Origin of the sequence: Polynucleobacter sp. IMCC30063, from assembly GCF_021395235.1 — a bacterium.
Classification (GTDB): domain Bacteria; phylum Pseudomonadota; class Gammaproteobacteria; order Burkholderiales; family Burkholderiaceae; genus Polynucleobacter.
Window position 1 is genome coordinate 805,360 of sequence record NZ_JAJVCQ010000001.1, and the last position, 12,429, is coordinate 817,788.

The following is a 12,429-nucleotide window of genomic DNA, read 5'->3' on the forward strand; positions in this document are numbered from 1 at the left end:
CCTCCAAAACCCAAATTAGATCAAGTAGAGGCATCACCAGCAATGGTGGGAGAGATTGGCTTAGCAGAAGACTTGGCCCGTGCTGACCTATATGGTTTATTGGCTGCCTTGCTGCATCAGCCCCCCAGCCAAGATTTATTAGAGCGTATTGCCTCATCATTACCCGAAACCAATGACGCCACAGTTTTAGCAAGCGCCTGGCGAAATTTAGTAACGCTCGCCAAAAATAGTCAAGCAGATGAATGGCGTAAAGAATACGATGCGAATTTTGTGGGGGTGGGTCGGCCCAATGTATTTCTGAATGGCTCATATTTTATGGCTGGCCATTTAAATGAAAAGCCCTTAGTCGAGATCCGCAGAGCTCTGCAGACTTTTGGCTTAGAAGCTGCTGAAAGTGTTTCTGAGACAGAAGATCATCTTGCCGCCTTATGCGAAGTAATGCGCTATTTGATCGCTGGTGATGATGCGGCAGTTTCTAACCTAACGAATCAAAAAATATTCTTTAATAACTATATGCGTAGTTGGTACGAGGATTGTTGCGATGCAATAGAAAATGCGCCTGATACCCATTTCTACTTACCAGTTGCACAACTGATCCGCGAATTTTTTGCCATTGAGGCGCAAAGCTTTGATATGGTGTGATTGAACAATAACTAGGGTTAACACTAGCTGTAGCTAACCGCGCACTAAAGGTTGATTCGTATTACACTCAACTCGTAATATTCAATTTTGCATTTACATTAGATTGGACAATCTATGACAAATAAATCGACTTTCGTTGCTGATGCTGTGAAGCCCACGACCAAACCATCGCGCAGAACCTTTTTTCTGACAGCAGGAGTGGCCGCAGGTGCTGTAGCAGTTGCGTCGCAAACACCTTTAGGGCAAGCTGTGATTCAAGAGGTCGGCAGTGCGATTGCACCCCAGGCTGATGGCTACCAGTTGTCGGCTCATATTAAAAAGTACTATGAAACAACTTTAATATAAGAATTTAAATCTTTACATAATTAATCTTTAAGAATTCTTTCTGGAGTAGCACATGAGCCTGGTTCGTAAAACATCTTCTTCTGGCAGTAATTCCAAAACCCCAACACATTTAATTGGTAGTTTGGCGCGGGGTTTAAAAGCGGCTGTGCCAACTATGGATCGCCGAACTTTTTTACGGCGCTCAGGAATTGGTGTAGGCGCAGGTCTAGCTGTCTCACAATTGAACTTGTTACAAAAAGCGAATGCCGTTGAAACTAAGGCGATGTTGGATGGCAAAGCCGGCAAGATTGAAGTAAAGCGAACCGTTTGTACCCATTGCTCAGTGGGTTGCGCGGTCGATGCAACAGTTGAAAATGGGGTTTGGGTTCGACAGGATTCAGTATTTGATTCGCCGATAAACTTGGGTTCTTATTGCGCAAAAGGTGCTGCTTTACGTGAACATGGCCACGGCGACTACCGTTTACGCTCGCCAATGAAATTGGTTGATGGCAAGTACCAAAAGATTTCTTGGGATCAAGCGCTTGATGAAATTACCGCCAAGATGAAAGCGTTGCGCACTAAATCTACTCCTGATTCTTTGTTTTTTATTGGCTCATCTAAGCACAATAATGAGCAAGCTTATTTAATGCGTAAGTGGGTTTCATTCTTTGGTACCAATAACACCGATCACCAAGCACGTATTTGTCACTCGACTACGGTTGCCGGGGTAGCCAATACCTGGGGCTATGGTGCTATGACCAATAGCTATAACGACATGATGAATTCGAAAGCTGCACTCTATATTGGCTCAAATGCCGCAGAGGCACATCCCGTGTCGATGTTGAGCATGTTGCATGCTAAAGAAAACGGTTGCAAATTAATGGTGGTTGATCCACGGTATACCCGCACTGCAGCTAAGTCAGATCAGTATGTGCGGATCCGCTCAGGAACCGATATCCCTTTCTTATTTGGCGTCTTGTATCACGTCTTTAATAATGGCTGGGAAGATAAAAAATATATTAACGATCGCGTTTACGGCATGGATGATGTGCGTAAAGATGTGATGGAAAAATGGACGCCTGCCAATGTTGAAGCAGCCTGTGGTGTTCCTGAAGCGGAAGTTTATAAAGTTGCTGAAACCATGGCGAAGAATCGCCCCAGCACAATTGTTTGGTGCATGGGTCAAACCCAACACACTATTGGAAATGCGATGGTTCGGGCTTCTTGTATTTTGCAATTGGCCCTAGGCAACATTGGTAGATCGGGCGGCGGAGCAAATATTTTCCGTGGTCACGATAATGTGCAGGGCGCTACTGATGTGGGGCCAAATCCAGATTCATTGCCTGGTTACTATGGCTTAGCAGCTGGCTCTTGGAAGCACTACGCCACCGTGTGGGGTGTGGATTATGACTGGATTAAGGGCCGCTATGCGCCCGATATGATGGAAAAATCAGGTACGACAGTTTCCCGCTGGATTGATGCGGTACTGGAAAAAAGCGACATGGTTGATCAAGCTACCAATGTTAAAGGGGTGTTCTATTGGGGTCATGCACCGAACTCGCAATCTCGTGGCCTAGATATGAAAAAGGCAATGGATAAGTTAGAGTTATTGGTGGTAGTCGACCCCTATCCTAGTGCAACGGCGGCGATGGCTGCTATGCCACCTGCTGCAGGCGGCCAAGTGAATAAAGATCGGGCAGTGTATTTGTTGCCGGCCACCACGCAGTTCGAAACCAAAGGTTCTGTAACTGCCTCGAATCGTTCGATTCAATGGCGGGAAAAAGTCATCGATCCTTTATTTGAGTCGGTACCTGATCACGTCATCATGCAAGCTTTTGCTGATCGCCTTGGGTTTGGTAAAGAGCTGTCGGTGAACTACAAAATGCTCGATTCGAAGTACGCGGGAAAATCGTGGCGTGAACCTGAACCTGAATCTATTTTGGGCGAAATTAATCGTTCTGTTTGGACCATTGGTTATACGGGACAAACGCCTGAGCGCCTTAAAGCACACATGCGCATGATGAGTGTGTTTGATCCGAAGACCTTAAAATCACGCGGCGGCAAAGACCCAGTTAGTGGTTACGATACGACTGGTGATTACTTTGGTTTGCCATGGCCTTGCTACGGTACTGCGGCAATTAAACACCCGGGCTCGCCTAATCTATATGACACCAGCAAGAGCGTGATGGAAGGCGGCGGTAATTTCCGTGCGAACTTTGGGGTAGAAAAAGACGGTAAAACACTATTGGCTGAAGATGGTTCTTGTTCCAAAGGTTCTGCCATTACTACTGGCTACCCTGAATTTGATGCTGCTTTTGTGAAGAAATTGGGCTGGTGGAGTCAATTGACGCCAGAAGAGCAAAAATTAGCTGAAGGCAAAAATTGGAAGACCGACTTATCTGGAGGTATCCAGCGGGTCGTGATGAAAAATGGTTGCCATCCATTCGGTAACGCTAAAGCGCGGGCTGTGGTGTGGAATTTTCCAGACCCAATTCCGCAGCATCGTGAAGCGTTGTACAGTACGCGTCCCGATATGATGATCAAGTATCCCACTTCGGCCGACAAGAAAAATTTCTGGCGTTTACCAACTCTGTTCCTAACAGTTCAGCAGCAGAATTTGAACGAGAAGTTGTATGAAAAATTCCCGATCATTTTAACTTCAGGACGCCTTGTTGAATATGAGGGCGGTGGCGATGAAACGCGCTCCAACCCGTGGTTAGCAGAACTACAGCAAGAAAATTATGTAGAAATAAATCCAGGTGCTGCAGCTCGGCGGGGGATAAAAAATTGGGATTATGTTTGGGTTAAATCGCCCACTGGAGCCAAAATTAAAGTGCGGGCGATGGTTACTGAGCGAGTTGGACCAGATACTGCTTTCGTACCTTTCCATTTTGCTGGATGGTGGGAAGGCAAGAATCTGCGCGAATACTATCCAACCGGAGCCTGTCCCGTTGTTTTAGGTGAAGCGGTGAATACAGCAACGACCTACGGCTACGACAGCGTAACGATGATGCAAGAAACGAAAACCACGATGTGCCAAATTGAAAAATTTGCCTAAGCACCTAAATTAACGAGCTAAATTCAGGAGAATCTCATGGCAAGAATGAAGTTTATTTGTGACGCAGAACGGTGCATTGAATGCAACGGTTGCGTTACGGCCTGTAAGAATGAAAACGAAGTACCTTGGGGCGTAAATCGTCGGCGGGTTGTAACGATTAATGATGGCGTAATTGGCGCTGAAAAATCCATTTCCGTTGCCTGTATGCATTGTTCAGATGCGCCTTGTATGGCCGTCTGCCCAGTCGACTGTTTTTATCGTACCGATGAAGGTGTCGTATTGCACGATAAAGATATTTGTATTGGCTGTGGTTATTGCTCGTATGCTTGCCCGTTTGGCGCGCCTCAATTTCCCACTTCAGGTTTGTTTGGCATGCGCGGCAAAATGGATAAATGCACCTTCTGCAGCGGTGGTCCAGAGGCCAATGGTAGCGTGGCTGAATTTGAGAAGTATGGTCGTAATCGTTTGGCAGAAGGCAAGTTACCCATTTGCGCTGAAATGTGTTCAACCAAGGCTTTAATTGGTGGAGATGGAGATGTGATCGCCGATATCTTTCGTGCCCGTGTGGTTAAACGGCAAACTAACGGAAAGAATGCTGGTGCGAACGTGTTTGGTTGGACTACCGCATATGGCAAGCCAGGCGAAGCCCCGCCTGCGCCTACTAAAGCACCCCCCGGACCGCAAGGAGGTAAGTCATGAAAGCAATTCTTAAAGCAGGCTTATTGGTATGTTTAGCGCTAGGCTTATTGAGTGCATGTAAAGATGAAGAGCAGGGCTTCAAAGCATCAAAGCGACCTGATGTTGCGCCTTATATGGGCGCCAATGATGGCTTTATGGCAAAAGGCTGGACTCCAGGTAATCAGGTGAGCTGGACACAAGAAATCAATAAGCGTAATCAAAATCAAACTGAATACAGCCGTATTAAGTAATGATCAATGCCGTGAAGGATTTTGCATGAATCAAACCGTAAGCGCTTCTTTTCGTTCCTGGTTGCTTCCAGCAGGCTTTTGCCTTGCCCTGCTTGCTGGAACTAGCATCGCTCAGCCGACTGCGCCAGCAGCAACTCCCGCTCCTGCCGCCTTACCGAAAGTAGAGTCAGCCAATATTATGGATGTAGGCCGTGCGCCAAATGCCACGATTGAAGCAGAGCGTAAGGCCAACCAGAATCAACCGGGCAATAATGCACCGATTTGGAATACTGCCAATAGCGATGCGGTTAATTATGTGAGTATTCCCGATAAACAAGCGGGTGTTTTGATTCAAAAATCTGGACAACAGTGGCGCTTAATTCGTAACGGTGTCATTACCGTTTATGGCGCATGGCTTTTAGCATTAGCGTTGGGTGGCATCCTCGCAATGTTTATTCTCAAGGGCTCAATTAAGCTGCATGAACCCATGTCGGGACGCAAAATTAAGCGCTTTAGTTTGCTCGATCGAATTATTCATTGGACCATGGCATTTAGTTTTGTGGGCCTCGCTTTTACTGGTTTAATGATTTTGTATGGTAAATATTTTGTGATGCCTCTCATGGGCGGTGTGACCTACGGATTATTTTTATTAGTATGTAAAAATATCCATAACTTTAGTGGCCCATTATTTACGCTTAGCATCGTCATTTTCTTCTTCTTGTTCGTGCGTAAAAATATCCCTGAAAAAGGGGATATGGCATGGCTAACTGGTTTCGGTGGCATGCTTTCAGGAAAACATATCCCTGCGGGATTCTTTAATTGCGGTGAAAAAATCTGGTTTTGGTTCGGAATGGTTATTCTGGGGCTCACCGTATCGGCTTCGGGCTGGGTCTTAGATATGATTGTGCCGTTTATTGCGATTGAATATTGGCGCGGCACGATGCAAATTGCCGACATTATTCATAGTACCGCTGCATTGCTCATGACCGCTATGGCCTTTGGTCATATCTATATTGGTACCATTGGTATGCAGGGTTCTATCGATGGTATGAAAACTGGTTATGTCGATGCTACTTGGGCTAAAGAGCATCATGAAATTTGGTACAACGATTTAAATAAAGGTTGAGCTATGAAAAAAATCATTGCATTCGTCATTTGTGCCTTCAGCGCCAGCACGGTGTTGGCCATGCTCCCACCCTTAACGCCAGAGCAACAAGCAGCAGCTGATTTAGCAAAAGCGAAGACCGCTTATGGTGATAAAGTTGGCGCATTCAAGCTGTGTATGGTGCAAAATACCTTAGCGAATCGATTTAAAGTTGCTGGAACCCCAGCACCCGCAGCTTGTGCTGAAGTGCCGCCTTTTGTACCGCCCACTGCAGTTTCTGCTGCAGCACCTGCCGCACCTGCTGCTGCCCCAACTAAGAAATAGCCAGCCCCCCCCTGATAGATCCCCCTGCTACCATCAGGTTGGCAGGACATGCTTTATGCTTAGCGCTTTCTGCTCGAGACCATTGAAGTGAATGCACCAATAAATTACTGGCCGCAGTGTGCCTATAAAACCTTGCAAGTTAGTGCAGATAATCAATTATTGGTGACCGATGATTTTTTACGTACCTATTTACTTCGGGATGAACTGAATTTAGTACCTGAATCTTGTGCCGTAGAAAAGTTGCTCCATCAGCGCTTAACGCAAAATCCTCGCGCCGCTGTTAGCGAGACTGAGATAGCTGAAATGATGGATAGTGATATTCAAGAAAATTATCGTATTTGGTTACGTTATCGCACTAAATTACTTACTGCATCGTCATTAGAATCGTTTTATTTAGGCTTATTTGCTGGCGATGGGGTAGATGTACCGCCTTTATTTGTTAATCAACTAGTCCAAATTTTTATGCGGCATATTTTGGGTGACAAGCCAAGCGCGATGGATGCTAGGGTAGCGGAATTATTTTTTCGGTCGCAAAAAATGACCGTATTAGAAGACGGCTTGGTGATGAGTGCTGATCACGAAACCATAGAGCGCAATGCCCAGGCCCCAGAGTTTGCCAATATTGTTGATTTACTCAAACAAACGACTGTAACAATGAAATCGATCGATCTAGATGTATTGCATGAAGATAATATCGATTTGTATTGGACGCGAGATAGTAATTATGATTTTGCAATACCGTTAAATTTTGGGCAAACGGCTGTTGAGCATTTCAGTAAATTACTTGCCCAATGGCTTAATCACTTTTTAGGTATCGAGGTTAAGATTACCCCTTTAGCAGCAATTAATGATCCACAGTGGGTCTGGCATGTTGGCTTAGATGCTGCTTCTACTGAAATCTTAAATGCACTCTATAACAAAGACATGGTGGAGGCGAATAGTATTGCTCGGTTAATTTGTTTATTTCGTTTAGATTTTATCAGTCCTAATGTGGCTCTTCCTGAGTTAACTGGCAAACCCGTTTATTTGGGTATGGCCATGAATCACGACAAGCTTCTCAAGCTCAAACCCCAGAATCTGTTATTTAATCTCCCGCTTGCACCAGTTTCTTAAGTATTTAAATCCAGTCATGTAGTTGCACCTTGGCGCCTAAAGATTTATAACCTTCGGTAATGCCCGCATAATTTCTAATGTTGCTAATCAATTTGCTGACCTCCTTGTTGACAGCCAATTCTTTACGCATCGCCAGAAAAAATAGTTCATCTTTAAGGTAGATAAAACCCAGTTTATTTTCTAGCGCAATATTTTTAACGGAAATGCCAACATTGGCTTTGTTGGCTAAGATCGCACTGGCAACAGCTGAGTGGGTAAATTCTTCATTGTTATAGCCCTTAATTTTCTCTGGATTAAGGCCTTTTTCAGCCAATAAAGAATCCAGCAATAAGCGGGTACCCGAGCCTCTTTGGCGATTTATAAAACGGACTTTTGGCTTGGTCAAGTCACTGATGGAGGTCAGATTCAGCGGATTGCCCTTTTGCACAATTAAACCTTGGATTCGTTTCATCACTGGCACTACTTGCATACCAGCTTTAATGAGGCGCTGATGAATGATGCGAGAATTTTCTGGATCAGAAACATGGTATCCCGCAATGTCGGCCTCGTGATTCAGGAGACGTTCCAGTGATTCGCCAGAGCCCGCTACCCGAAGCTCAAAGCTGCTGAATTTAGCAATAGTTTGTTGAATAATGGGATCACTACTAGAAAATAGCAGCCATTTTTTGCCCTGTTTTAACTGATAGGCAGCCATTTCTTGGGATAAGGTGGTTAGATAGTTTTCGCTATATTCACTATAGCGGCTTTGCATTTGGGCTACAAATTGAATTAAAAAAAGCCCAAAATGACTGATAGTTGAACCATGGCCTTTAATACGCTCAACGAGCTTTTCGTTCAGTACCAACTCTATTTCATTTAATTTATTCCACAGCGTACGGTAGGAGCTGCCCGCCCGCTTAGCTGCGCCCATTAAGGTCGACTCCCTTTCAATATCTTGGAGAAGGTCACTTAGCCATACCAAATCAATTGAATCAAGCCGTTTTGAGCCCTTATTGTTAATCAGAAGGGTGGGCCTAATTTGTATGCGCATATGTAATTTATTTCATATTGAAGTTTTGTATGATGAAAGCATATTAACTTGAAATGAATAAGGCCCTCATAATCAGATGAAATCAAATCCCTATCGTTATCTTATAGTTGCCATTTGGAGTGCAACCCTTTTTGTAAATCCCAGCTTTGCACAGGATAAAAGCATCCTTGTATCGTCAACGACGTCAACAGAGCAATCGGGTTTATTTGGATCTATTTTGCCGATTTTTCAAAAGCAGTCTGGCATCCAGGTAAAAATTGTTGCAGTTGGGACTGGGCAGGCACTTGATATTGGCCGTCGCGGTGATGCTGATGTGGTATTTGTTCACGATAAACCAGCTGAAATAAAATTTATCGACGAAGGATTTTCTACCAAACGCTATGAAGTGATGTACAACGATTTTATTTTGATTGGCCCTAAGAGCGACCCCGCAAAAATTGCTGGCGGCAAGGATATTAAAGTTGCTTTTCAAAAAATTGCTGAGGCCAAAGCCCCCTTCGTTTCTCGTGGCGATAAAAGTGGTACGCATGCAGCAGAGTTACGCTATTGGAAAGATGCTGGCATTGCAGTTAATTCGAATCTGAATTGGTATAAAGAAACAGGCTCTGGGATGGGCCCAGCATTAAATACGGCTTCCGCGATGAATGGTTATATCTTGGCTGATCGTGGCACATGGTTGTCATTCAAAAATCGGGGCGATTTAGATATTTTGATTGAAGGCGACCCTAGTTTATTTAATCAATATGGTGTCATGCTAGTTAATCCCATGAAATATCCCCAAGTGAAAAAAGCCGAGGGTCAAGCCTTTATCGATTGGCTCATTTCCAAACCAGGCCAGGATGCAATTGCTGCTTATAAAATTGGGGGTCAGCAATTATTTTTTCCCAATGCGGGAAGATAATGCAATTTAGCCGTCTAGGAGGTTTAGTGGCATTGATTTAGTATTAAGGACTCGAACGGCAAAAAGAGCCCCCTATGCAGTATGAATTTGACCATTTAGTCATAATGGCAAGAGACCAAATGAGTTTGGTTGCCAAGCAATTTAGTGATCTTGGCTTTCATCTCAGCGCGAAGTCTACTCACAATTTAGGTTCATCAAACCAGTTAATTGTGCTGGATTCGACCTATTTAGAGATCTTGGGTTGGGAGGCGGGAACGCTACCTCAACGCGCAGAAATTGCGAATTTAGCGTTTGGTCTAGATGCCTTAGTATTTCGTACCAACAATGCCGCAGCTTGTTTTAAGTCACTTAATGAAGCAGGCTTTGTGCCAAATGCAGTACAAGATTTATCGCGACCTGCGCAGGTTGGCAATGAGATCAAGCAGGCCTTTTTTAAGACAGTACGGTTTTCTCAACAGCCGATTGCAGGCTTACGGATTTATTTTTGTGAGCACTTGACCCCCGATTTTGTTTGGGTCAATACTGATCAACAACATCCGAATCTATTCAACCATTTGCAAAGTATTACCTTAGGCTCAGCAAATCCTCGGAAAACTTTGTCTAGTTTAAAAAAACTCTTGCAACTAGAGAAGTTAGATAATCAAGCAGATGCATTCAATTCCGCCAGTCAAGAATTAGGGCCGCTGCAACTTCTTTTGCCCAATTGTGTCTTGAAAATTGAGTACCAGGAAAAGATGCAGGTCGCACAAATTATTGACTTTGTCTTGGTGCAGCAGGGTCAGCCAGCGGAGTTACGCATAAACCAAGTCATGCTGCGCGCTACCCCTATTAAGCAGTAAATCCCTATTAAATTTAGGGTATTTCTAATTTCATTAAAAAGGAGTATTTTTTAACTTATTCTCCGATTGAAGAAAAGGAACTCGTATGCGCTTAGCCCAATTTCCCTTAGTTGCCAGCCTGTTAGCCGCTTTAATTTTCAGCAGCAGTGTATTTGCGCTCGCGAATGAGCCCAGTTTGCATGAGGTTTATCAAAAGATTGAGGCAGGGCAGTACGCACAAGCAGATGCCATGATGAAGGGCGTATTACAAACTCACCCCAATAGCGCTAAAGCGCACTTTATCTTGGCTGAATTAAGGCTGAAAGAGGGGCGTTTGGATGAAGGTCGTGCGGAACTTGCTCGAGCCGAGATACTTGCCCCTGGTTTGCCTTTTGCGCAGGTTGACTCAGTCCAAAAGCTGCGAACGCAATTGGCGTCTGGAGCAAAGGTTTCAGGTACGAATTTAGGGGGTAATGCGGGGGCGTCTGCCTCGATCTTTAGTAGCCCGATTTTTTGGCTATTAATCGTGGTTTTAGTTGGCGGCTTGATTTATTTCATGAAGCAAAGAAAGCGCGAACAAGCAAATGCGGCGGCATTAGGTAATGGCCCGCAGAGCGGTTTGGCACCAAACCCCCCTGGTGGGCAAGGACCTAATGGTCCGGGAGGCCCTGGCAACCCTAATGGCCCCGCTGGCGCACCAAGCACTGGCTTTGGGGGTTCTGGCCTCATGGGCAGTTTAGCAACTGGGGCAGCCTTAGGGGCTGGCATGGTCGCTGGGCAGGCTTTAGCTAGTCATTTAATGGGTGGCGAACATGGTAATCGGGATTCCTCTGGCAATATCCAGCCAGCTCAAGCAGGGCGAGATAATACCGATTTTGGCGTGCGCGACGTTAGCACCTGGGAAGACTCGGGTAACGCAGGTAATTCAGATTGGGACGATAGTGGCGGAGGCGGTAGTTTTATGGATGACGTTTAAGGCTGGGGAGTTAATTTTTTTACTCTGAGCCAAATTAAGGCCAACCCAGTCACCATTACAGGAATGAGAGATCCCAGATTTAAGAGTTCCCAGCCCTGAGTGGTGACCATTGCTCCCGAGCCGAAGGATGTAAAAGCCATTGTGCCGAAGACAAAAAAGTTGATTGCTGCTTGGGCTTTATCTTTTTCCTCGGGACGGTAAGCGGTCATCGCTAAGGTGGTAGAGCCGGTGAATAAAAAATTCCAACCTACTCCGAGTATGAAAAGCGCTAATAAAAATTGGTGTAGGTCGGTGCCAGTCGAGGCAATAGCGATACAGATTAAATTGAGTATTACTCCAACCCCCATTATTTTGATGGCGCCAAAGCGTTGAATGAGAGAGCCAGTAAAAAAACCTGGGGCAAACATACCAATTACATGCCACTCTAAAACGAGGGCGGTATCAGTAAACGGTAAGCCACAAATTTGCATCGCTAACGGTGTAGCTGCCATTAGTAAGTTCATTACACCATAGCCAAGTGAGGCGCCAATAGTAGCAACTAAAAATACGGGTTGTAACAAAATAGTTTTCAAGCTACGACCAGCGGAAAGGGGTTGCTGCGATTTCAATTCACCAGGAAAGTGAATAAATTGCATCACTAAAATACCCACCGTACCTGCAATGGCAAGTGTTATATAGGCGCCTAAAAAAGGCACAGAAAAACTATTTTTAGTCCATGAGGCTAAATTTGGGCCCACTACGGCACCCAATATACCCCCCGCTAAAACCCACGATACCGCTTTATCGCGTAAGCTTGCAACAGTTAACTCCGCGGCCGCAAAACGATACAACTGCCCATTGGCACTGTAATACCCCGCCACAAATGTGCCTGCAATGAGTAACCAGAAATTATTAGAAATTGCGGCGTAGGCACAAATCAGGGCTGAAATAATCGCAATCAATAAACCTAATTGAAAGGAGCGACGTCGCCCAAATTGATGTTGAGTTTTGGCCACGATAGAGGTGGAGAGTGCACCGCCAACGACATAGCCCATAATCGGCAAAGTGGCCATCCAAGCTGATGGGCTTAAGCTGAGACCAACCAAGCCATTAATAGCAATAAAAGTAACATTATTGGTTAAGAAAAGCCCTTGGCAAATAATTAGTAAAACTAAGTTTTTATTGAGCAGAGTCGCGTGCGCTTTCATGCGAATTGTGACCTATAAACCCCTATAAAATGCAGATTATTCT

At 44.9% G+C, this 12,429-nt stretch carries 13 protein-coding genes; 11 read left to right on the forward strand and 2 right to left on the reverse strand.

All coding sequences use genetic code 11. The features are described from left to right. Positions 1 to 42 precede the first annotated feature (42 nt). The 8 genes from LZG75_RS04115 to LZG75_RS04150 all read left to right on the forward strand — a co-directional run bounded on the left by LZG75_RS04115 (position 43) and on the right by LZG75_RS04150 (position 7,474). Positions 43 to 642, forward strand: a complete 600-nt coding sequence (locus LZG75_RS04115; RefSeq protein ID WP_233924993.1) for a molecular chaperone — start codon at positions 43 to 45, stop codon at positions 640 to 642. 114 nt (positions 643 to 756) lie between these two features. Beyond that, positions 757 to 987, forward strand: a complete 231-nt coding sequence (locus LZG75_RS04120) for a formate dehydrogenase (RefSeq protein WP_233924847.1) — start codon at positions 757 to 759, stop codon at positions 985 to 987. A 52-nt stretch (positions 988 to 1,039) separates the two neighbouring features. Next, entirely contained in the window at positions 1,040 to 4,024 is a 2,985-nt protein-coding gene (locus tag LZG75_RS04125) for a formate dehydrogenase subunit alpha (RefSeq protein WP_233935520.1), read from the forward strand. 36 nt (positions 4,025 to 4,060) lie between these two features. Then, the gene (gene fdh3B, locus LZG75_RS04130; protein WP_233924845.1) at positions 4,061 to 4,723 is read left to right on the forward strand and encodes a formate dehydrogenase FDH3 subunit beta; all 663 of its coding nucleotides are present in this window, start codon (positions 4,061 to 4,063) and stop codon (positions 4,721 to 4,723) included. Further along, entirely contained in the window at positions 4,720 to 4,953 is a 234-nt protein-coding gene (locus LZG75_RS04135; RefSeq protein WP_233924844.1) for a hypothetical protein, read from the forward strand. The genes fdh3B and LZG75_RS04135 overlap by 4 nt, the downstream gene beginning before the upstream one ends. 25 nt (positions 4,954 to 4,978) lie before the next feature. Beyond that, positions 4,979 to 6,058: a formate dehydrogenase subunit gamma gene (locus LZG75_RS04140; RefSeq protein ID WP_233924843.1), complete on the forward strand. Its 1,080-nt coding sequence runs from the start codon at positions 4,979 to 4,981 to the stop codon at positions 6,056 to 6,058. Positions 6,059 to 6,061: 3 nt separating this feature from the next. Next, on the forward strand, positions 6,062 to 6,361 hold the full coding sequence (locus tag LZG75_RS04145) for a hypothetical protein (protein ID WP_233924842.1): 300 nt from the start codon (positions 6,062 to 6,064) through the stop codon (positions 6,359 to 6,361). Between the two features lie 87 nt (positions 6,362 to 6,448). Next, entirely contained in the window at positions 6,449 to 7,474 is a 1,026-nt protein-coding gene (locus tag LZG75_RS04150) for a DUF6352 family protein (protein WP_233935523.1), read from the forward strand. 4 nt (positions 7,475 to 7,478) lie between these two features. Here the strand turns inward: LZG75_RS04150 and LZG75_RS04155 are convergent, their stop codons facing one another. Then, on the reverse strand, positions 7,479 to 8,504 hold the full coding sequence (locus LZG75_RS04155) for a helix-turn-helix transcriptional regulator (RefSeq protein ID WP_233935525.1): 1,026 nt from the start codon (positions 8,502 to 8,504) through the stop codon (positions 7,479 to 7,481). Between the two features lie 76 nt (positions 8,505 to 8,580). Here LZG75_RS04155 and LZG75_RS04160 point away from each other — a divergent pair, with 76 nt between their 5' ends. From LZG75_RS04160 to LZG75_RS04170, 3 genes are all read left to right on the forward strand, one after another. Beyond that, entirely contained in the window at positions 8,581 to 9,405 is an 825-nt protein-coding gene (locus tag LZG75_RS04160; protein WP_233935527.1) for a substrate-binding domain-containing protein, read from the forward strand. A 74-nt stretch (positions 9,406 to 9,479) separates the two neighbouring features. Then, the gene (locus LZG75_RS04165) at positions 9,480 to 10,244 is read left to right on the forward strand and encodes a VOC family protein (protein WP_233935535.1); all 765 of its coding nucleotides are present in this window, start codon (positions 9,480 to 9,482) and stop codon (positions 10,242 to 10,244) included. A gap of 85 nt (positions 10,245 to 10,329) precedes the next feature. Next, positions 10,330 to 11,199, forward strand: a complete 870-nt coding sequence (locus LZG75_RS04170; protein WP_233935537.1) for a tetratricopeptide repeat protein — start codon at positions 10,330 to 10,332, stop codon at positions 11,197 to 11,199. On the opposite strand, the gene LZG75_RS04175 is transcribed toward LZG75_RS04170, so the two are convergent. Beyond that, a complete protein-coding gene (locus LZG75_RS04175) occupies positions 11,196 to 12,386 on the reverse strand; it encodes an MFS transporter (protein WP_233935540.1) in 1,191 nt (396 codons plus the stop codon). The two genes, LZG75_RS04170 and LZG75_RS04175, sit on opposite strands and share 4 nt — an antisense overlap. Positions 12,387 to 12,429: the final 43 nt, after the last annotated feature.

Coding starts and splice junctions, on each gene's coding strand:
- LZG75_RS04115 (WP_233924993.1), top strand. CDS start 43: ATGGTGGGAGAGATTGGCTTAGCAGAAGACTTGGCCCGTGCTGACCTA.
- LZG75_RS04120 (WP_233924847.1), top strand. CDS start 757: ATGACAAATAAATCGACTTTCGTTGCTGATGCTGTGAAGCCCACGACC.
- LZG75_RS04125 (WP_233935520.1), top strand. CDS start 1,040: ATGAGCCTGGTTCGTAAAACATCTTCTTCTGGCAGTAATTCCAAAACC.
- fdh3B (WP_233924845.1), top strand. CDS start 4,061: ATGGCAAGAATGAAGTTTATTTGTGACGCAGAACGGTGCATTGAATGC.
- LZG75_RS04135 (WP_233924844.1), top strand. CDS start 4,720: ATGAAAGCAATTCTTAAAGCAGGCTTATTGGTATGTTTAGCGCTAGGC.
- LZG75_RS04140 (WP_233924843.1), top strand. CDS start 4,979: ATGAATCAAACCGTAAGCGCTTCTTTTCGTTCCTGGTTGCTTCCAGCA.
- LZG75_RS04145 (WP_233924842.1), top strand. CDS start 6,062: ATGAAAAAAATCATTGCATTCGTCATTTGTGCCTTCAGCGCCAGCACG.
- LZG75_RS04155 (WP_233935525.1), bottom strand. CDS start 8,504: ATGCGCATACAAATTAGGCCCACCCTTCTGATTAACAATAAGGGCTCA.
- LZG75_RS04160 (WP_233935527.1), top strand. CDS start 8,581: ATGAAATCAAATCCCTATCGTTATCTTATAGTTGCCATTTGGAGTGCA.
- LZG75_RS04165 (WP_233935535.1), top strand. CDS start 9,480: ATGCAGTATGAATTTGACCATTTAGTCATAATGGCAAGAGACCAAATG.
- LZG75_RS04170 (WP_233935537.1), top strand. CDS start 10,330: ATGCGCTTAGCCCAATTTCCCTTAGTTGCCAGCCTGTTAGCCGCTTTA.
- LZG75_RS04175 (WP_233935540.1), bottom strand. CDS start 12,386: ATGAAAGCGCACGCGACTCTGCTCAATAAAAACTTAGTTTTACTAATT.